Here is a 20013-nt window from a genome sequence, read left to right as displayed (position 1 = left end):
TTTTCAGCCGCCTTTTTTATTTGCGTTAAACAGGATTTTTAGCCGGATAAGGTGTTCTGACCGCCAGATATAAACCAGCCACGAAGAACAGCACCAGCACGGCAATACCAAGGCGTGGTGAGCCGCTGGCTGCTGTCATGCTCGCCACCAGAAACGGTGCCAAAAAGCTGGTTGCGCGTCCGGCCAGCGCATAAATACCGAAATATCGCCCTGCCTCATGCGGTTCGACACTGCGGGCAAACCACGAGCGGGAAGCCGCCTGTACCGGCCCGAAGGCAATGCCGATCAACATCCCGAAAGCCAGATAGGCTTTTTCCCCGCCGGAGGAAAACAGTCCTGTATTACTGTCCGGCGGGAAATGCACCAGACCGTAAAGCGTGTAATCCGGCCCCGTGGACACAATGCCTAAGGTGGCGATCAGCAACAGCACCAAAGAGACCACAACCACCCATTTTGAGCCGAACCAGCTATCGACATAGCTGGCAAACCAGCAGCCGAAAATTGCCACGACATTGAGAATAATACCAAACAGACCAATCTCGGTGATCGACCAGCCGAACATGGCCGCAGCAAAACCGCCGCCCAGTGCCAGCAGTGCATTGACGCCATCCTGATAGATCATCCGTGCGATCAGAAAACGGAACAGAGCCGCCTTTTTGCGCACTTCATGCAGGGTTTCTTTCAGCTCTGCCAGACCTTCACCAATGGCAGCTTTCAGACCCATGCCTTTTTTCTGATCAGGGGTAAAGATAAACATCGGCAGAATGAAAATCAGATACCACAGCGCCGCAATCGGCCCTGTGATACGGGCATCCTCACCTTTCAAAGCATCCAGATGCCAGAACGGGTCGATACCGATCAGCGTTTTGCCGGTTTCCGGTGAAGCTGCCAGACACGTCACCACAAAGATCAGCACAATCATTCCGGCAAGATAACCAAGCCCCCATGCGAAATTGGAAACCTGCCCGATATGCGAAGCAGGGATCAGTCTCGGCATCATAGAATCATTGAAAACAATGGAGAATTCTGCGGCAACGGAAGCGCAGATGAAGGCCAGCAATACCCAGACATAGCTTGATCCCGGCTCGGCATACCATAGCAAAGACAGGCTGATGATTTTGATAATGGCAAAGAAACCGATCCACGGCTTTCGCGCACCGGTTTTATCAGCAATCGAGCCCAGTGCCGGAGACAGGATTGCGATGACGATGCCCGCAAAAGCCACGCCGTAGCCCCATGCCGCCTGCCCTGCCACCGGATCATCCGACATACGGGAGATAAAATAAGGGCCGAAAATGAAGGTGGTGACGACAGTAAAAAACGGCTGAGCCGCCCAGTCGAAAAACATCCAACCCCATATGCCTTTGTTCCACATGCTGCCCTGTGCCGGTCGCTCTGCAGACGGATGTGTGATGCTCAAATCACTGCCCTCATATCAATCAGTGCGCTTATTTAAAACAAAAGGGCCAGTTTAACACCAGCCCTTTCTGTTATGTCATCACTCTGGCGATAATCAGCCCGCAAGATCAGCCATAAAACCGGCTGCCACTGCGAGACGGGAAACACTCAAATCCCCGCCCTCCGTCAGCGCAATCATACGTTGGCGCACACCGTCAATCCGCTCGGCATCGCGGGTCAGCCAGCTCTGTACCGGATCAGCCTCACCTTTGAATTTGGTGAGCGCTTCCATCGTCACAGCACGGGTTGCCTGTGTGATTGTGTCTGTGGCGCGCGACAATGCCAGACCATCATAATAATCCGTCACCGGTACAACAGATGCAGCTTTCTCAATATTGGCAATGCGGAAAGCATCGACAATTTTGAAGTAAGCGGTTGCAGCTGTCATCAGCTCTGCCTTGCCCTGATAGGCAATCAGCGCGATATCTGCCATCAGCTTAGCCGATTGCAGACGGGCAAGTTTGCGCGCCAGCGCTTCTCCCGCACCCTTGGCAATATATTTTGCCGTATCCGCAGTGATCATATCGGAGATAAAATCAGGCATCAGCTCTTCAAGCTTCGGTTCCAGCGCCATCCGTGTCCGCTTCACCGCGCTGACCATTTCACTCAATGTTGCATCAAAGCGGTTATTACGCAGCACCCATGCGGTGGTTGAAAATAGCATTTCGCCCACCAGCGCATAGAACTCATTCTGCACTTTACCGGAGATCTTATTATCCAGCGCATTGATCGCCTGATAAAGCTGCTCGGTTTCAAAACCATCGGCCACAGCTACATAAGACCGCAGAATTTCTGCCGGCGCTTCAGCAGTCAGATCATTCAGACGGCTGACAAAACTTGGCCCACAACGATTAATCGCATCATTGGACAAGAGCGTTGCAATGATTTCACGATGCAAACGATGATGGGTAATATCCTTGGCAAAACGCTCCTGCATTTCCTGCGGGAAGTAGCCGAATAGGCGCGAATGCAGATAGGTATCATCGGGCAGATTGCTCGCAATCAGATCATCGCACAAGACCATTTTACCATAGGCCAACAGCACGGCCAGCTCAGGACGGGTCAGAGCCTCGCCACGTTTCTGGCGGTCTGCCAGCACCTGATCATCCGGCAGATATTCTACTTTGCGATCCAGCAGCTTGCGGCGCTCCAGAGACGACATCATCCGCATCAGATATGGCAGTTCGGATGCACCGCGTTTTTCAACCAGCGACAGAGCCAGCGGCTGCTCATAATTATTATGCAGCACCAGTGCGGCCACTTCATCGGTCATCTGTGCCAGCAGCACATCGCGTGCCTCACGGGTCAGGCGACCATCCTGCAGGCTTGGTGTCAGGGCAATCTTGATATTGACCTCAACGTCCGACGAATTCACACCAGCCGAATTGTCAATCGCATCGGTATTACAACGACCGCCATTGAGGCTGTATTCGATACGGCCACGCTGGGTGGCCCCCAGATTGGCACCCTCACCGATCACCTTGGCGCGTACCTCGCGACCGGTAATACGGATCGCATCATTGGCACGATCACCAACCTGTGCATCACTTTCACCGGCTGCACGAATATAAGTGCCGATACCGCCAAACCACAACAGATCAACCTGCGAGCGCAGGATGGCACCGATTACTTCATTCGGTGTTGCGGTCAGTTTACCCAGACCAATGGCCTCAGCTGCGGCTTCAGACAGCGTAATAACCTTCTGCGAACGGCTGAACACACCGCCACCCGCAGAGATTTTTGAACGGTCATAATCCTGCCAGCTGGAACGTGGCACATTGAACAGGCGCTGACGCTCCGTGAAACCGGCATCAATATCCGGCATCGGATCGATGAAAATATCGCGATGGTCAAATGCGGCCACAAGTTTGATTTTTGGTGACAGCAACATGCCGTTACCAAACACGTCACCGGACATATCGCCCACACCGGCAACTGTGAAAGGTGTGGTTTGAATATCAATATCCATTTCACGGAAATGACGTTTCACCGCTTCCCATGCGCCACGGGCAGTAATGGCCATTTTCTTATGATCATAACCGGCAGAACCACCGGAAGCGAAAGCATCATCCAGCCAGAAATGCTGCGCCTGACTGATTGCATTCGCCGTATCAGAGAAAGTGGCTGTGCCCTTATCTGCTGCGACCACGAAATACGGATCATCGCTGTCCTGGCGGATAACATCAACCGGCGGCACAATCTTGCCTTCAATAATATTATCGGTGATCGAAACCATGGTGGAAATGAAGGTAATGTAAGCAGCGCGTCCGGCTTCAAACACCGCATTGCGATCGCTGCCAACCGGCAAACGCTTCGGATAGAAACCGCCCTTGGCGCCACCCGGCACAATCACCGCATTCTTCACCTGCTGTGCCTTCACCAGACCCAGCACTTCCGTGCGGTAATCCTGTGCACGATCAGACCAACGCAAACCACCACGCGCCACGGCACCGAAGCGGAGGTGAACACCTTCCACTTCAGGGCCGTAAACGAAGATTTCACGATAAGGTCGTGGTTCCGGCAGCCCATCTACGGCACGCGGATTAAGCTTCACCGCCAAAGTCACCGGCGCATTGCCCTCAAGGTCATGCATATAGGCATTGGTGCGCAGAGAAGCTTCAACCAGATTGCGGTAACGACGCAAAATCTGGTCATCATCAATGCTTGGCACCGCCTGTAAAGCCGTTTCAATGGCTTCAGCAATTGCGCGTTCTTTCGCCTCTGTATCCGCCTGTTTGGCCAGTGCCGGATTAAAGCGCAGATCAAACAAGGTGTAGAGATGCGCGGCAATATCCGGATAACGATTAAGCGCCGCAGCAATGAAATCCTGCGAATAGGTAATACCGGCCTGCTGCAGATAACGGCCATACATACGCAGGATCATAATCTGACGCGCGGTCAGACGTCCGCTTTGTGCCAAACCGTTATAGCCGTCATTATCCGCCTGACCGCTCCATACGGTGCGGAATACATCATCCAGCAGATCACCGTCATCACTGAGATCGACAGGCTTTTCCGATGCACTGACAATCAGCATATCGTGAACGTGGACAGTGTTTTTTCCGCCTGTTGCAGTCTGCACCGGTAAAGTGAAGGTCTGTTCGCTGATAACACGGAAGCCCATATTTTCCAGCAGCGGCACGCGTTGCGACAGCGCCAGCGCCTCACCGAAATGATAGAGTTTCAGAAAAGCTGCCTGCGGCTCCTGAGTGTCATAGCGGTAGAAATCCACATGCAGTGGATTTTGCTCTGTCAGCGCTTCAATACGCACCGCATCAATCAGTGCTTCGGATTCATTGAAAGTCTCCCGATAGGATTCAGGGAAACCGGAAGCCAGACTGATGACACGCGGCGCAAAAGTCTGCGAGCTTTCATCTGCTGCGTCACGCACACCGTCTTCCCATGTGCGAACAAAGGTGCGGATCTGCTTTTCCAGTGCTTCACGCGCCATTTCCGCAACGCTGCCATCGTGGCGGCGGATTATGAACTGAACGCGGGTCACGCCTTTATCAAGGAAGACCGGATGGAACTCGACGGATTCCCCGTGATAGACATCCATCAGGTAATTGCTGATCGCCTCACGTACCACCGAGTCATAGCGGTCGCGCGGCAGATAAACCAGCACGCTGACAAAGCGGCTGAACCGGTCAATACGCGGCAAGACACGCACACGCGGACGTTCATCCAGCGCCACAATCAGCTCTGCATGATCAGTCAGCGCATCCACATCAATCTGGAACATATCATCGCGCGGATAATCCTCCAGCACGCGCACCAGCGCCTTGCCGGAATGGTCAGCCGCATTAAAACCAAGTCGGGCAATCACAGCTTCCGCTTTGCCGCGCAGATAAGGGATCGTGCTCAGGAAAGATGTATAAGCGGTCGAAGTGAACAAGCCGACCAGACGCATTTCACCGGTCACCCGACCCTCGGCATCAAACAGCTTGATACCGATATAGTCGATATATTCACGGCGATGCACCAATGAGCGGCTGTTGCCCTTGGTAATCAGCAGACTTTCAGAGCCTTTGAGAAAGCCCTGCAACTCCTGCGTGATCGACGCATTGTCCTGATCCTGACGCAGAACGCGCAGAGCCTCATCGCGCAGAATACCGAGAGACGGCTTGTCTGCCTGCACGAGCGTGCCTTTATCCGCCTCGTAGCGGAACTCACGCATGCCGAGGAAAGTGAAATTACCGTCGCGCAGCCATTTGAGCAGTGCAACGGCTTCACGCCCCTCTGCCGTATCCGACAAGCCTTTGACCGCACTATAAGAGGCAATCACCTCGTCGAGGCGTGCCAGCATCGGTTTCCAGTCGCTGACAGCCGCATAGACCTGCGCCAGAACCTGCCCCAGCGCCTGTTCCAGCGCAGCACGGGCAGTCTCATCGAGTTGCGGCAGATGCAGCTGAATAACACTGACCTGTTCTGTTCCTGCAATCGTCTGACCGGCAGTCACTTCGCCATGCACTTCATAGGTGCTGCTGTTGAAAGCCACATTCAGCACCGGATGCACGACCATATAGACCATGCCGGAACGCTCCAGAATCTCACCCATGGTGGAATCGAGCAGAAACGGCATATTGCGGTTGATCAGTGTCACCACGGTCAGCGGCCGCCCGCGACGGCGCAGAATACTGTCATTATCAACGCTGATGACAGGCTTATCAGCCTGATAGGAACCCAGCGCTTTCAGCGCCAGTTTGGCAGCCTCTTCCATATCGCCGGCATCATAGGCCGCGATATCCTCCAAAGGTGCCCATTCAAATAAAAGTTTTGCAAATTGAGAAGCCACAGGATCAGAAATCATCTGATGATCGACAACGAATTTGGCCTGCGCATTCTGGTCTGTATCGGCACTCACTGGTGAACTCCTCATTATACAGACCGCTACTGCCTGAATTCCCTTCGGCCTGCTCTGATTTTAAAAGTAGCAATCAAATTGTGACAAAAAAACCGCTAATTTGTTATTTTTCTCTGCAAAACAAGCAAAAGTGAAATGAATTACAATTCCACCAGATGGTCTTCCAGCTCGTTTTCATCGCCCGCTTCTTTTGGGAAATGTTGAGCCAGCAATTTGCCGGCTTTATCAATCGCTTCAATAAAGCCCTCCGACACTGTGCCCTGTGCTGCGTGACTACTCAGCGTGGCAACAATAGCGTTCCATTCCTGCTGATCCACACGGGCATTAATCCCCGCATCAGCCACCACTTCCGCATAGCGTTCAGCCAGAGAAACAAACAATAAAATACCGGTACGCTTGCTGGTCAAATGCACATTGCGCGCTACGAATTGCTGCACAGCATTGAGGTGTGCCCGCCGGTAACGCACGCGATGCGGCACCAGCACCATCCGCAAGGCCGGCACAAGCGCCAGCAGTACGATCAGACAAATAAAGGCAGCAAGAATTGCTAATGCGAATTTCGGCAGTGATAAATCAAACCAGTAATAATGTGCCACAAAGGCCGCGATAACTGCGGTTACGAGCATGCCGCAGCAGGCAATAAAACCGGAAACGTAAAAATAATCATCGCTGCGTTGCGCCAGCACGGCATAAATCTCACCCCCGGTTTGCGCTTCCGCATTGCGGATTGCTGCACCGATACGCTGACGATCTTCAGGAGAAATCCGGTTTCGCTGATATTGTGTCATCCATTCATTCCCCTACCAGCTGCCCGATGCACCGCCGCCGCCCGATGAACCACCGCCACCGGAAAAGCCGCCACCGCCTGACGACCCGCCGCCAAAGCCACCACCAAATCCGCCGCCGAAGCCGCCCCCGCCCGATGATCCGCCACCACCACCACCGCCGCCGCCGCCGCCAAGAGCAATTGTTACCCCCAGCCATTCATAACGGCCGGGGCCGATTTTGCGACCAAAGACAGGAGCCAGTATCGTAAAACCAAAACCGCCGAAGAAAATACTAATCCAGAAAATCAGAAAGATAACTTCAACCCAATCCGTCTGGTCGGCAGCTTCCTTTTGGTTACGCTTGGCGCGTGCCTGTAACTCCGCTCCTTCGCCGCGCAATACTTGTAAAATATCGTCGGTACCTTTGATAATACCTGCACCGTAATCGCCATTGCGAAATTCAGGGATGATCGCATTCTGAATAATAATCGCTGACAGAGCATCGGTTACGGTGCCCTCCAGCCCGTAGCCGACCTCAATACGCACTTTACGCTCATTAGGCGCAACCAGCAGCAATATGCCGTTGTTTTCGGTTTTCTGCCCGATTGCCCATGCGCGATAGAGCCGGTTGGCATAGGTCTCAATATCCATGCCATTGAGGCTTGGAACCGTTGCCACCACAATCTGATCCGAGGATTCTTTTTCATAAGCGCTGAGCTTGGCAATCAGTTCCTGCTGTTGTGCAAAAGACAAAACGCTAGCCGCATCCACCACACGATCCGTCAAAGCAATTGCCGGCTTATCCGTGCTTTGTGCATGAGCAACACTCGCCAATGCCATCAGCATGACCACAAAAAGCATCTTCAATACAGACCGGAAAACAGAATGTTCCGGAATGATGTGATTGCCTGTGATACGGGCAGAAATCATACCGTGTTCCTAAATTGTCAGCGAAAGCAGAACGGGCAGGATTACTCCTGCCCGCCTTTATCAGTTAAACTGTACCTTAGGAGCGGCCTGCGAGGCCGGATCAATAGTGAAAGTCGGCATCGGCTCATTATTCCAGAACCACAATGTCTTCCACAGCATCGTCGGCATGGTCTTCAGGCCGGTATTATAAACGCGTACGGCCTCGATATAATCACGGCGTGCCACAGCAATCCGGTTCTCTGTGCCTTCCAGCTGCGATTGCAGAGCAAGGAAGTTCTGATTAGCTTTCAGATCAGGATATTTCTCAACCACAACCATCAGTCGCGACAGAGCGCTACTCAGATTGGCCTGATTTTCCTGAAACTGTTTGAACATCTCCGGATTATTCAGCATTTCCGGCGAAATCTGTGTCTGGGTAGCCTTTGAGCGGGCTTCAATCACCGCTGTCAGCGTTTCCTGTTCATGGGACGCATAGCCTTTGACTGTTTCCACCAGATTAGGAATCAAATCGGTGCGGCGCTGATACTGGTTGAGCACTTCGCTCCACGCAGCTTTGGCCTTTTCCTCATTGGTCGGAATGGTATTGAAACCACAGGCTGCCAGCAGCGGCATAAACATCAATAAAACGAGTGTCAGAAGCGGACGTAATTTCAGCGGAGCTGTGGCCGCAGCAGATGTTTGACCGGTCATAGGTATCTCCTCATCTTCACCACGCATAACGCATGCTCTTCATCAATCAATAATACGCAAAATCCCATTTGAAAATACACACTTAATAAATGCGCAAAATACAAATCAAGCACAGCCCCTCAAGCAGGCATTTCTAGACAAAAAAATACCGTGCCGCTTTACAGAGGCACGGTATTTTTAATTACGCAGTAAATGCGAATGCTTCAGAATTATTCTGCAGCAGGAGCTTCTTCAGCAGGCGCAGCAGCGGCAGCAGCTGCTGCTTCAGCGGCTTCTGCAGCCTTTGCAGCTGCTTCTTCTTCAGCCTGCTTAGCCATTGCCAGACGTTCCTGAGCTTTTTTGCCTGGGAGACCTTTGGTTGGGTTGCTTGGTACGTCGCGCTTGGCAAGACCAGCCTGTGCGAGGAAGCGCAGAACGCGGTCTGTTGGCTGTGCGCCGTGACCGATCCAATACTGAATGCGTTCTGCATTCAGGGAAACGCGATCTTCTTCTTTAGTCAAGGTTGCATTCCATGAACCCAGCTTTTCGATGAAACGACCGTCGCGTGGTGCGCGAACGTCAGCAACAACGATGTGGTAGTAAGGGCGCTTCTTGGAACCGGCACGTGCCAGACGGATTTTCAGGGACATAGTGTTTTCCTTAGAGTTTATGTCGTGTCACTTATTCAGCAACAATTTCTGAAATACGACCGTTAATACGGACGTAATGGTTTTTTACACCGCAAAAACGAACATTACTGTCCGGTGTGATTTGCAGCGGTATGCTCATGATGCCGGATCACTTCCTTCACAATGAAGTTCAGGAATTTCTCAGCAAAATCAGGATCAAGGCTGGCGTCCTGCGCAAGATTACGCAGACGTTCAACCTGACGTTTCTCACGAGCCGGATCAGCAGCGGCAAGTCCGCGCTCGGCTTTCAGAACACCAACAGCTTTGGTGCAGCGAAAACGCTCAGCAAGCATATGGATCAGCGCCGCATCAATATTATCAATTGATCCGCGCAGGGCGAGCAGTTCGGCAGGGATTGTCTGTTCTTCGCTCATGATGCTCACTTTTTCTTAGGCAGATTAGGCAGACCGCCGCCAAGACCCGGAAGTTTCGGACCACCAAGACCTGGCAAGCCCATACCGCCGCCCAATCCCGGAAGACCGCCGCTTTTGCCAAAACCGGCTGCTTCTGCCTGTTTCTGCAGAGCTTCCAGCTGTTTCGGATCCATATTCGACAGATCTGGCATACCGCCGCCAAGGCCACCCATGCCACCGAGACCGCCAAGTCCCATCTTATTGGCAAGACCGCCCATCATCTGTTTCATCATGCCGCCTTTGCCCTTGCCCATGGCTTTCATCATATCAGCCATTTGCATGTGCATTTTCAGCAACTTGTTAATATCAGCGGCACTGGTGCCGGAACCTTTGGCAATACGCTGCTTGCGGCTGTGCTTCAGCACAGCAGGATTAGCGCGTTCAGCTTTGGTCATGGAACCGATAATTGCGAGCTGACGATCAAACAATTTATCATCGAGACCGGCAGCAGCTGCCTTGTCTTTCATGCCTGCCATGCCCGGCATCATTCCCATGATACCGCCCATGCCACCCAGCTTTTTCATCTGTTTCAGCTGGTCAGCGAGATCGTTCATATCGAACTTGCCGGCCTGCATTTTTTTTGCCATTGCCGCTGCTTTTTCAGCATCAATGGTTTCAGCCGCTTTTTCAACGAGCGAAACAATATCGCCCATGCCGAGAATACGGTCAGCGATACGCTTCGGATAAAACTCCTCCAGCGCATCCATTTTTTCGCCGGTAGCAATTGCCTTAATCGGCTTGCCGGTCACTGCGCGCATCGAAAGTGCAGCACCGCCACGACCGTCACCATCCATACGGGTGAGAACGATACCGGTGATACCAACGCGCTCATCAAAGTTACGCGCCAGATTAACAGCGTCCTGACCGGTGAGGCTGTCAGCGACCAGCAGAATTTCATGCGGATTGGCGGCTTTGCGGATATCCGCCATTTCCACCATCAGCGGCTCGTCGATATGTGTACGACCAGCAGTGTCGAGAATCACCACATCATGACCGCCGAGCTTGGCAGCCTGTACGGCGCGCGCGGCAATCTCTACCGGTGACTGACCGGCGATAATCGGCAATGTATCAACGCTGACCTGCGTTCCGAGCTGGCGCAACTGTTCCTGCGCGGCAGGACGGCGTGTATCCAGCGATGCCATCAGAACTTTTTTCTTCTGACGATCTGTCAGGCGCTTGGCCAGTTTACCTGTAGTCGTGGTTTTACCCGAACCCTGCAAACCAACCATCATAATGACAACCGGCGCCGGTGCGTTCAGATCAACGGTCACACCTTCGGTGCCGAGCATTTCAACCAGCTCGTCATGAACGATCTTAACGACCATCTGACCCGGCTTGATACTCTTGAGAATCTCCGCACCAACCGCTTTTTCACGTACACGGTCAGTGAATGAACGAACCACTTCCAGCGACACGTCCGCTTCAATCAGCGCACGGCGCACTTCACGCAACGCGCCGGCAACGTCAGCCTCGGAGAGAGCGCCGCGTCCGGTCAGACCGTTCAGAATGGAGCCAAGACGCTCCTGAAGTGAATCAAACATCTAAATTTCCTAATCTCTGTTCAGATCGGCCGGATCTGAGTGCAGGTTCATTCCGTAATCCTATAAAGCAACGGTTTAAAACCGAAACTATGTTCAAAGCAAAACAGCACCCGAGGGCGCATTGCGCTGTCGGATGTTGACCTCCGGGATCTCTTTATACCATACGGGTCCCGGTCGGCTGCCTGAGAACTTATACTCATAGCGGAATTATCGCGCGTTCTTTACATGATCTGCGGTTTATGAGTCAAGCTTTTGCACGTAAAAAGCACAATACGGACCCCAGCTAAAATCACTGCCATAGGAATCAGTTTTTCAGCGCATTATAAGTGTGACCTGAAAAACGCAGTCGAACTTAAACGCAATCGCCACCATTTTGTGTCTCATTCACAACACATTCAGCAGACATCGCCTTGAATTAAATATGAATTCAGGCAGAACAGCATCAAAACTATAGTTTTCTGTAAATCCCTGTTAATCATATAAATCTATAAAGCCCCTGATAAAAGTTCTAACGAGGCAGCTTCATGCAGTCAAAGACTATCAAATCTTCTATCCGCAACCTGACAATGGCCGTTATAGGCGGTACAATCGGTGTAATGGCTCTGTCCGGCATTGCGCAGGCAGCACAATGCGGCAATACCGGCGCCGGCTTCCCTGCATGGGTGCAGGAATTCAAAAAAGAAGCAGCAGGCCGCGGCATTAAAGGCAACGCTTTGTCAGCTCTCGACAATGTAAAATATGCCACAGCAACCATTAATGCTGACCGCAATCAGAAAAGCTTCAAACTGTCTCTCGATGACTTCATGAAGAAGCGTGGTTCAACCACAATCATCAGCCGCGGCAAAAGCATGAAAAAGCAAAATGCTGCTTTGTTTGCCAAGATTGAACAGCGCTACGGCGTGCCTGCGGGTCCTCTGCTGGCAATCTGGGGTATGGAAACCGGCTTCGGTAACTATCTCGGCAAGCAGCATACTCTGTCGGCTGTAGCTACACTGGCTTATGACTGCCGTCGTTCCGAATTCTTCACCAATGAACTTTATGCAGCCCTGCAGCTAATTCAGCGCGGTGATCTCAGCCCGAATGCAGTCGGCGCTATGCACGGTGAAATCGGCCAGACACAGTTCCTGCCATCCAGCGTTATCAAATATGGTGCAGATGGCGATGGCAACGGCCATATCGACATGGTCAATTCCCGCGCTGACGCACTGGCTTCAACAGCCAACTTCCTGAAAGCACATGGCTGGCGCGCAGGCGCAGGCTACCAGCAGGGTCAGCCAAACTATGGCGCCATTCAGGGTTGGAATGCGGCTACCGTATACCAGCAGGCCATTGCCATTATGGGTCAGGCAATCGACGGCAAATAATAAGCCGCAACAAACGAATAAAAAACCGGCTGAAAAGCCGGTTTTTTATATTCCTGATTTTATTTCACTCAACAGGTGCTTCGCTACTTTCAGCTTGCACCGGCATTTCATCCGTATCAGGACGGATAAAATCGCCTGTCTGCGAATCCATCACCCACAATTCGCCGGTCGAAATATCGAACCATGCACCATGCAGAGAGAGACGTCCCTTTTTCTCCAGAATATCAACACATGGGAAACTGCGCAGATTATTCAGCGAATAGCGGATTGAAATACGCTCTAATGCTGTCTGGCGTTCGGTCTGGGTCATCAGCGAATTGGATGTGATTGTTTCTGCGGCTGGTGCCAGCAGGCTCATCCATTTACCGATAAAGTCACCTGGCGAAAGCGGGCTGCTTTCAGTGTCCAGCGCTGCTTTGATACCACCGCATCGGCCATGACCAAGCACAACAATATGCTTAACCTTGAGGCTCTGGACCGCAAATTCCAAAGCAGCGGAAGCGGCGTGATATTCGCCATCCGGCTCATAAGGCGGGATCAGGTTTGCGACATTGCGCAGAACAAAAATTTCACCCGGACGGGTATTGAAAATGATTTCCGGTGCTGCTCGGGAATCACAGCAGGCAATCACCATTGTCTCTGGTGTCTGCCCCTGATCTGCAAGTTCCTTATAACGCATTCTTTCATCGGCAAAATCCGATGCCATAAAGTTGCGGTAACCGGCGAGGAGTGTGTCTGGAAGATCTACCATGATTTTTCGATAAACCCATATTTCGCCAAGATCAATCAAAGATTACGCTTAAATCTGCACCGCTCAGCATTCTGCGTGTAAATTTCCGGTGCATTTTTGCACGATTCTTATGCCAAATAATGTGAAAATCACCCGTTTTCATCAAAAAACGGATGATTTTCGCTTATTTCCGCATCGGAAAAACAATCTATCAAAATTAATATTATCTACAAAATTTTTAGCGTTTTATAACATCTCAACGAAAATGAGCGCCGGTCAGGCGCTCATTCCGTGATTAGGATGGGCAAGGCGGCGCAATTGCACCATGGCCATCGGCCGCTCGAGACTCGCCGCATCAGCCTCCAGCATCAGCTCATCGGCACCACGCTTGGCAGCACGCGCGAGAATTTCAAACACCGCAGCCGTGGTCATTTGCAGTGCTTTTTCGTCATTCATGCCGCTCATCTTGCGGGCGAGAAACAATGCGGATGTCAGATCACCCATTCCGTTGCCAGGCCCCTGCACGATGCGATGCTCCGCCATCAGTGCCTGTGTCCGCGTCACCAACACATTACTGATACTATCGCGCATCATCGCAAAAGCGGAGGTCACCAGCATTGTATCGGGCCCTGCCCGCAATGCAGCTTCCATCAATTGCTGATTATCAGCTGGTTCAGTCCCCGTCAGCCAGCCCAGTTCGTACCGGTTGGGCGTTGCAATATCCGCCAGCGGCAACAGCAGATCGCGAATGGCAACTGCCGTGCTTTCCGCCACATACAGACCTTTTGTATCACCGATAACCGGATCGCAGATATATTGCAGCTGCGGGTTGCTGGCCTTCATGGTTGCGATCAGTTGCGCCACAGCTTTGACCTGAGCGGCATTGCTCATAAAGCCGGTCAGCACTGCGCTGACTTCCCCAAGCCACGGCGCACGCTCCAGATCGGCAATCAATGTTGAAAATTGTGCATCATCAGGGATAATCCGTCCGGCTGGTCCGTGCCCCGGATGCCACGGCAGGATCACTGTCGGCACAGCCCATACCGGATGCCCCAGCCGCTCCAGTGCAAAAACTGCTGCCCGATTACCGATGGAGCCACGCACCACATGGCTGGAAATGACAATTACGGCACTGGTGCTGGTCGGCTCAAAAGCAGTCATAACAATGTATCCGGCATGAATATAAGATGTGGCCTTATAGAACCTCTGGCATTGTCGTTAGTAAAGTCAATTTTACTATAAATTTTACTAACACCACAAATTCCAATTCATACCTCGGCTGAGCACTCAGCCTAATCTGACAATCAGTTTGCCAAAATTTTTACCTTCCAGCATGCCGATGAATGCTTCAGGTGCGCTTTCCAGCCCGTCAGCAATATCTTCACGGTAGCAGACTTTCCCGTCCTTAATCCACTGCGCCATCGCCTGATAAAACGCAGGGCGCTGCTCACTGAAATCGCGCTGAATAAACCCACGAATAGTCAGACTTTTAGATAAAATATCGCGCATCAATATAGGCAGGCGATCCGGTCCATCAAAGGCACCGCTACTGTTATATTGCGCAACAAGACCACAAACCGGCACACGAGCAAATTGATTGAGCAACGGAAACACCGCATCAAACACCTTGCCGCCGACATTCTCGAAATAAACATCAATGCCCGACGGACAAGCCTGTTTGAGAGCTTCTGCGAAATCAGGACGGTAATGATCAAGCGCAATGTCAAAGCCAAATTCTTCGATCAAAGCACGGCATTTATCTACACCGCCAGCGATACCCACCGTGCGCGCACCCTGCAATTTTGCTATCTGCCCGACGGCAGAACCAACAGGCCCGCTGGCAGCGGCAACCACTACAGTCTCTCCTGCTTTGGGCTGACCGATCGTTAGCAGCCCTGCATAAGCAGTAAATCCGGGCATACCCAGAACACCCAAAGCAGTGGTTAGTGGTGCTGTATCCGGATCAAGTTTGCGCAAAGCTGAGGCATCGGCCACCGCATATGTCTGCCAACCGGAATGCGACAGAACCATATCCCCGACAGCAAAATCTTTATGACGGCTGGCGATCACCTCACCTACTGTGCCCCCTTCCATAACATCACCCACGGCGACTGGTGCAGCATAGGATTTTGCATCGCTCATCCGTCCGCGCATATAGGGATCAAGTGAGAGATAATGCAATTTCAACAGCACCTGACCATCAGCAGGTTCGGCAACCGGCGCGGTTTCCAGACGGAAATTCTCCGCGCTCGGGCGACCGGACGGGCGTGAAGCGAGAACAATGCGTTTATTTGAAAGTTCAGTCATCTCAGTCACTCCGATGAAAAAGAAAGTGCGCTGACAATACACCTCATACTTTACGCGGCAACACAACGAGCTATGTTTTTAGGGAAGAGAGTGAAATAGTTTTTGCTCCGCTCATTATTTGAAGCAATGAAAAACCCCGCCCTTAAGACGGGGTTTATACCAACTTCCCTGTCCGCAGAACAATGCGGGACTTTATTTCGGCTATGACGTGGCGAAAATGGTGCTTTGCGAGAACCGGAACGGAGCGTACTAAAGTACGTGAGTACCGGAAGCGCAGAAAAGTGCCATTTACAGCCCGTCAGGGCTGAAATAATCAGTTCATTATCGGGATAACGAACTCCGCACCGTCCTTAACACCTGCCGCATGCCCGCAACCACACAGTGGTGAGGACATGCAAACAAGAACAGTCAGGCGTTAGTTCATTGTCGGAATGACGAACTCTGCGCCATCTTTCACACCTGACGGCCAGCGTGATGTCACTGTCTTGGTCTTGGTGTAGAAGCGGAATGCATCCGGACCATGCTGATTGAGATCACCGAAGCCGGAGCCTTTCCAGCCACCGAATGTGTAATAGGCGATCGGAACAGGGATTGGCACATTCACGCCAACCATGCCAACCTGAACACGCGATGCAAAGTCACGTGCCGCATCGCCGTCACGGGTGAAGATCGCAACACCATTGCCATATTCATGATCATTTGGCAGCGACAGAGCTTCTTCATAATTCGCGGCGCGTACAACGCTCAGTACAGGGCCGAAGATTTCTTCTTTATAGATGCGCATATCGCGGGTGACATGATCGAACAGACAACCGCCGAGATAGAAGCCATTTTCATAGCCCTGCATTTTGAAGTTACGGCCATCCACAACCAGCTTCGCGCCTTCTTCAACACCGAGATCAACATAACCGCGCACGCGCTCCAGTGCCTGCTTTGTGACCAGCGGGCCGTAATCAGCGGAACCATCGGTTGAAGGGCCAACTTTCAGCGCTTCGACACGCGGAATGAGTTTTTCCATCAGACGTTCTGCAGTGTCATGACCAACCGGAATGGCAACAGAAATTGCCATGCAACGTTCACCGGCAGAACCGTAACCGGCACCGATCAGCGCATCCACAGTCTGATCCATATCCGCATCCGGCATGATGATCATATGGTTCTTGGCGCCGCCGAAGCACTGAACGCGCTTACCATTGGCGCAACCGCGCGCATAAATATATTGCGCAATCGGGGTCGAGCCGACAAAGCCGATTGCTTTCACATCCGGATCATCGAGCAGCGCATCAACCGCATCTTTATCGCCATTGACCACGTTGAAAATACCAGCAGGCAGACCAGCTTCCATAAACAGTTCCGCAAAGCGCATCGGCACACCCGGATCGCGCTCGGAAGGTTTGAGAATAAAGGCATTGCCTGCGGCAATCGCAGGACCAGCCTTCCAAAGCGGGATCATCGCCGGAAAATTGAACGGGGTAATACCGGCAACAACGCCGAGCGGCTGACGCATGGAATAAACATCAATGCCGGTACCGGCGGCATCGGTGAACTCGCCTTTCAGCAGATGCGGCGCACCAAGGCAGAATTCAATCACTTCCAGACCGCGCTGAATGTCACCTTTGGCGTCCGGAATGGTCTTGCCATGTTCACGCGCCAGCAATTCTGCAAGGCTGTCATATTCAGCTTCAACCAGCTCCAAAAATTTGCGCAACACACGTGCACGACGCTGCGGATTGGTCGCCGCCCATGCCGGTTGCGCTGCTTTGGCGTTTTCGACCGCTGCACGTACTTCGTCTTTGGTCGCCAGAGCAACCTGCCCCAGTACCGCACCATCCATCGGCTGGTAGAATTCTGTCTGACGACCGCTTGTTCCCGCGACATGTTTGCCGCCGATAAAATGCCCGACCTGTTTCATCCTGTCCGCTCTCCCAGAGTTTTAACCTATCGCCTATCATCGCCCTGCAAAAAATAGTTTTCAAGTCGATGAAAAGCGTATCCGTTGTGCAAAAATATATATAAGTTACCACCATGAACTGGGATGATATTCGCATATTTCTCGCTGTAGCCCGCTCCGGACAAATTCTCGGCGCTGCCAAAAAGCTCGGCCTCAACCACACAACAGTATCGCGCAGACTGACAGCTCTGGAAGACAGCCTGCATACAACCCTGCTGAACCGCCGCACCAATGGTTCTGAACTCACGCAGGCCGGAGAGGAATTTTTGCATTCCGCAGAGCGCATGGAAGCGGAAATGCTCACTGCCCACGCCCATCTGGCCGGTGCTGATATTGCACTGGCAGGAACAATCCGTATCGGCGCGCCCGATGGTTTCGGGGTTAATTTTCTAAGCCCCAGACTTGCACGGTTTTCCGCGCTTTATCCTGATCTGACAATACAGCTGGTACCGGTTCCCCGCTCCTTCTCGCTCTCAAGACGCGAGGTGGATATTGCCATCAGCGTCGAGCGGCCAGAAACCGGCAGGCTGATTGCTCGCAAACTCACCGGCTATAATCTCGGGCTATATGCGCATAAAGATTATCTGGAGCGCTATGGCACTCCGCAAAATGTCGAAGATCTAAACCAACACCGGCTGATCGGCTATGTGGAAGATCTGGTCGCCAATCCGACATTGGATTATGCCCGTGAAATCAGTCGTGACTGGAAACCGGCTTTTGAGGTTTCCAGCGCTCTGGGGCAGACTGAAGCGGTTAAAGCCGCTGCTGGCATTGGTATCCTGCACGGCTTTATCGCCCGTGAACATAGTGAGCTGATTGAGATTCTGCCGCATAAACGCATCAAGCGCTCCTACTGGCTCTCCTATCATGAGAGCGCGCGGACTTTGCGGCGTATTCATATTGTTGCGGACTTTGTCTCGGGGTTAGTGGAGCAGGAACGCCACCTATTCAGCTGATGAATTCCGGCTTTCTCAAGCGGACAATACACAAAATCACAAACAGAACACTGACCGGCAATAACAACGACCAAAGACCGATTAAGTTATAGAGGATGGCACCGCTGGCAGCACCAAAAACCAATGAGAGCCAGACATAGACATGCTGTAACCAGCGGCGGCGCGGTGCATAACCACGCAGTCCTTTCGCCAGATCATTTGCTGCGTTATAAATTGTACCGGTTACAAAGGTTGTGCCAAGACGCGCAGCGCCAAAAGGTTTGAACACGGCATTTTGCGCGCCCATTGCCGCAGCAAGCAATGCCACCGGCATTGGTGTTAGTTGCGGAATCTGATTGAGGAAGAGTGCGCTCAACAGCAGCACAATAATCAAAACGACCACCCGCCCTGAATACCAGCGTGTCTCGCGTACACTGATAAAAGAGGCGAAAAAGGCACCGCCGAAAAATAATCCGATCAGCACCAGCGGCATCAGCAGATTTTGCCCGCCCAGCAATTGCGTTGCTCGCCCGTCAGGCCCGCTCATCGCCAGGCCCAATTGTGTTGTGTTCCCGCTCATAAAAGAAGCGAAATACCCGCCCAGTTCAATAAAGGCGAGCGCATCAATAAATCCGGCAATAGCAGTCAGAACCAAACCGGAGAGCAAACGGACGGGTGGTGTCATCACAACTCACTCAGAGCATTGCACAGCCAAGCATGTTCAACCTGAACATAGCCCGTGACAATGCAACCAAACAAAGAGCCAGAGCGAGACTATCATCCAATCCGGACGTGCACAGCTCTGGCAGGCATTTTTCTATAAAAAACCTGCCGGATTGTTCCGGCAGGTCGCAATAGGCAGATTTTAAAAGATCACGCTCGTTTTACAAGCCGTAGAATGACCAGCAGGATGACCGCACCGATAAAGGCGTTCACAATTGCGGCAATCACGCCGCCCCCGATTGCAAATCCCAGACGCGGCAATAACCACCCTGCCAAAACGCACCGATCACACCGACAACAATATTACCAAGAATACCGAAACCGCCGCCGCGCACAACCTGCCCTGCAAGCCAGCCGGCAACGAGACCTACGATCAGAAAAACCAGTAAACTCTCTGCACCCATTATGATCTCCGATATGAATTACTGCCCGCCCTCATTGCATCGTGCAATTTTCCACGAGCCACCAACAGGATAACGCATTAAAAGCTATATGGATGCATGATTAAATCAATAAATATGACAGGCTTGCCGTGTAGTTTCCTCAAACAGAAATGCCGGTTTTGCCGATCCTGCTCTCCAAATATGAATGCAGCAATACCGGCACTACTTTCACAAATTAATAATAATTTAACAAAAGCCTTATTTTCCTCTCTAAAAACAGCAATAGTAT

15 protein-coding genes and 1 pseudogene are annotated in these 20013 nt (G+C 52.1%); 2 read left to right on the top strand and 14 right to left on the bottom strand.

Translation table 11 applies throughout. The features are described from left to right. Nucleotides 1–25: 25 nt before the first annotated feature. The 8 genes from DFR47_RS15120 to ffh all read right to left on the bottom strand — a co-directional run bounded on the left by DFR47_RS15120 (nucleotide 26) and on the right by ffh (nucleotide 11331). Nucleotides 26–1375, bottom strand: coding sequence for an MFS transporter (locus tag DFR47_RS15120; RefSeq protein ID WP_113945251.1), 1350 nt, complete (start codon nucleotides 1373–1375; stop codon nucleotides 26–28). A 138-nt stretch (nucleotides 1376–1513) separates the two neighbouring features. Beyond that, a complete protein-coding gene (locus DFR47_RS15115; protein ID WP_113945410.1) occupies nucleotides 1514–6268 on the bottom strand; it encodes an NAD-glutamate dehydrogenase in 4755 nt (1584 codons plus the stop codon). Nucleotides 6269–6462: 194 nt separating this feature from the next. Next, a complete protein-coding gene (locus DFR47_RS15110; RefSeq protein ID WP_113945250.1) occupies nucleotides 6463–7110 on the bottom strand; it encodes a TPM domain-containing protein in 648 nt (215 codons plus the stop codon). Between the two features lie 12 nt (nucleotides 7111–7122). Then, complete coding sequence (locus DFR47_RS15105) at nucleotides 7123–7950, bottom strand: TPM domain-containing protein (protein ID WP_170137519.1); 828 nt, start codon at nucleotides 7948–7950, stop codon at nucleotides 7123–7125. Between the two features lie 129 nt (nucleotides 7951–8079). Beyond that, nucleotides 8080–8709: a LemA family protein gene (locus DFR47_RS15100; protein ID WP_113945408.1), complete on the bottom strand. Its 630-nt coding sequence runs from the start codon at nucleotides 8707–8709 to the stop codon at nucleotides 8080–8082. 209 nt (nucleotides 8710–8918) lie between these two features. Continuing rightward, on the bottom strand, nucleotides 8919–9338 hold the full coding sequence (gene rpsP, locus DFR47_RS15095) for a 30S ribosomal protein S16 (protein WP_113945249.1): 420 nt from the start codon (nucleotides 9336–9338) through the stop codon (nucleotides 8919–8921). Nucleotides 9339–9442: 104 nt separating this feature from the next. Further along, nucleotides 9443–9760 carry a chorismate mutase gene (locus DFR47_RS15090; protein WP_210207321.1) on the bottom strand — a complete coding sequence of 106 codons (318 nt, stop codon included), beginning with the start codon at nucleotides 9758–9760 and terminating at the stop codon, nucleotides 9443–9445. After that, nucleotides 9757–11331 carry a signal recognition particle protein gene (gene ffh / locus DFR47_RS15085; protein WP_113945247.1) on the bottom strand — a complete coding sequence of 525 codons (1575 nt, stop codon included), beginning with the start codon at nucleotides 11329–11331 and terminating at the stop codon, nucleotides 9757–9759. Before ffh ends, DFR47_RS15090 begins: the two co-directional genes overlap by 4 nt. A gap of 566 nt (nucleotides 11332–11897) precedes the next feature. Between ffh and DFR47_RS15080 the strand changes: the two genes are divergently transcribed. Then, a complete protein-coding gene (locus tag DFR47_RS15080) occupies nucleotides 11898–12695 on the top strand; it encodes a lytic murein transglycosylase (RefSeq protein WP_245416595.1) in 798 nt (265 codons plus the stop codon). A 64-nt stretch (nucleotides 12696–12759) separates the two neighbouring features. Here DFR47_RS15080 and DFR47_RS15075 read toward each other — a convergent pair whose 3' ends face one another. From DFR47_RS15075 to DFR47_RS15060, 4 genes are all read right to left on the bottom strand, one after another. Further along, entirely contained in the window at nucleotides 12760–13446 is a 687-nt protein-coding gene (locus DFR47_RS15075; RefSeq protein WP_113945407.1) for a carbonic anhydrase, read from the bottom strand. A 255-nt stretch (nucleotides 13447–13701) separates the two neighbouring features. Continuing rightward, on the bottom strand, nucleotides 13702–14586 hold the full coding sequence (pdxY, locus tag DFR47_RS15070; RefSeq protein ID WP_113945245.1) for a pyridoxal kinase PdxY: 885 nt from the start codon (nucleotides 14584–14586) through the stop codon (nucleotides 13702–13704). A gap of 126 nt (nucleotides 14587–14712) precedes the next feature. Continuing rightward, nucleotides 14713–15732 carry an NADP-dependent oxidoreductase gene (locus DFR47_RS15065; RefSeq protein ID WP_113945244.1) on the bottom strand — a complete coding sequence of 340 codons (1020 nt, stop codon included), beginning with the start codon at nucleotides 15730–15732 and terminating at the stop codon, nucleotides 14713–14715. Between the two features lie 415 nt (nucleotides 15733–16147). Beyond that, a complete protein-coding gene (locus DFR47_RS15060) occupies nucleotides 16148–17644 on the bottom strand; it encodes a CoA-acylating methylmalonate-semialdehyde dehydrogenase (RefSeq protein WP_113945243.1) in 1497 nt (498 codons plus the stop codon). 113 nt (nucleotides 17645–17757) lie between these two features. Between DFR47_RS15060 and DFR47_RS15055 the strand changes: the two genes are divergently transcribed. Next, a complete protein-coding gene (locus DFR47_RS15055) occupies nucleotides 17758–18639 on the top strand; it encodes a LysR family transcriptional regulator (protein ID WP_113945242.1) in 882 nt (293 codons plus the stop codon). On the opposite strand, the gene DFR47_RS15050 is transcribed toward DFR47_RS15055, so the two are convergent. Beyond that, nucleotides 18632–19303 carry a YoaK family protein gene (locus tag DFR47_RS15050; RefSeq protein ID WP_113945241.1) on the bottom strand — a complete coding sequence of 224 codons (672 nt, stop codon included), beginning with the start codon at nucleotides 19301–19303 and terminating at the stop codon, nucleotides 18632–18634. The genes DFR47_RS15055 and DFR47_RS15050 overlap by 8 nt on opposite strands. A gap of 188 nt (nucleotides 19304–19491) precedes the next feature. Then, nucleotides 19492–19745: pseudogene (locus tag DFR47_RS15045) on the bottom strand (GlsB/YeaQ/YmgE family stress response membrane protein). Between the last annotated feature and the right edge of the window lie 268 nt (nucleotides 19746–20013).

It is taken from the genome of Pseudochrobactrum asaccharolyticum (genome assembly GCF_003314995.1).
Taxonomy (GTDB): Bacteria; Pseudomonadota; Alphaproteobacteria; order Rhizobiales; family Rhizobiaceae; genus Pseudochrobactrum; species Pseudochrobactrum asaccharolyticum.
The sequence above is the reverse complement of the archived record's forward strand: the minus strand, read 5'-3'. Positions and strand labels throughout refer to the sequence as shown.

Coding starts and splice junctions, on each gene's coding strand:
- rpsP (WP_113945249.1), bottom strand. CDS start 9,338: ATGTCCCTGAAAATCCGTCTGGCACGTGCCGGTTCCAAGAAGCGCCCT.
- DFR47_RS15110 (WP_113945250.1), bottom strand. CDS start 7,110: ATGACACAATATCAGCGAAACCGGATTTCTCCTGAAGATCGTCAGCGT.
- DFR47_RS15055 (WP_113945242.1), top strand. CDS start 17,758: ATGAACTGGGATGATATTCGCATATTTCTCGCTGTAGCCCGCTCCGGA.
- DFR47_RS15105 (WP_170137519.1), bottom strand. CDS start 7,950: ATGCTTTTTGTGGTCATGCTGATGGCATTGGCGAGTGTTGCTCATGCA.
- DFR47_RS15050 (WP_113945241.1), bottom strand. CDS start 19,303: ATGACACCACCCGTCCGTTTGCTCTCCGGTTTGGTTCTGACTGCTATT.
- DFR47_RS15060 (WP_113945243.1), bottom strand. CDS start 17,644: ATGAAACAGGTCGGGCATTTTATCGGCGGCAAACATGTCGCGGGAACA.
- DFR47_RS15075 (WP_113945407.1), bottom strand. CDS start 13,446: ATGGTAGATCTTCCAGACACACTCCTCGCCGGTTACCGCAACTTTATG.
- DFR47_RS15080 (WP_245416595.1), top strand. CDS start 11,898: ATGGCCGTTATAGGCGGTACAATCGGTGTAATGGCTCTGTCCGGCATT.
- DFR47_RS15120 (WP_113945251.1), bottom strand. CDS start 1,375: ATGTGGAACAAAGGCATATGGGGTTGGATGTTTTTCGACTGGGCGGCT.
- DFR47_RS15065 (WP_113945244.1), bottom strand. CDS start 15,732: ATGACTGAACTTTCAAATAAACGCATTGTTCTCGCTTCACGCCCGTCC.
- DFR47_RS15100 (WP_113945408.1), bottom strand. CDS start 8,709: ATGACCGGTCAAACATCTGCTGCGGCCACAGCTCCGCTGAAATTACGT.
- ffh (WP_113945247.1), bottom strand. CDS start 11,331: ATGTTTGATTCACTTCAGGAGCGTCTTGGCTCCATTCTGAACGGTCTG.
- pdxY (WP_113945245.1), bottom strand. CDS start 14,586: ATGACTGCTTTTGAGCCGACCAGCACCAGTGCCGTAATTGTCATTTCC.
- DFR47_RS15115 (WP_113945410.1), bottom strand. CDS start 6,268: ATGATTTCTGATCCTGTGGCTTCTCAATTTGCAAAACTTTTATTTGAA.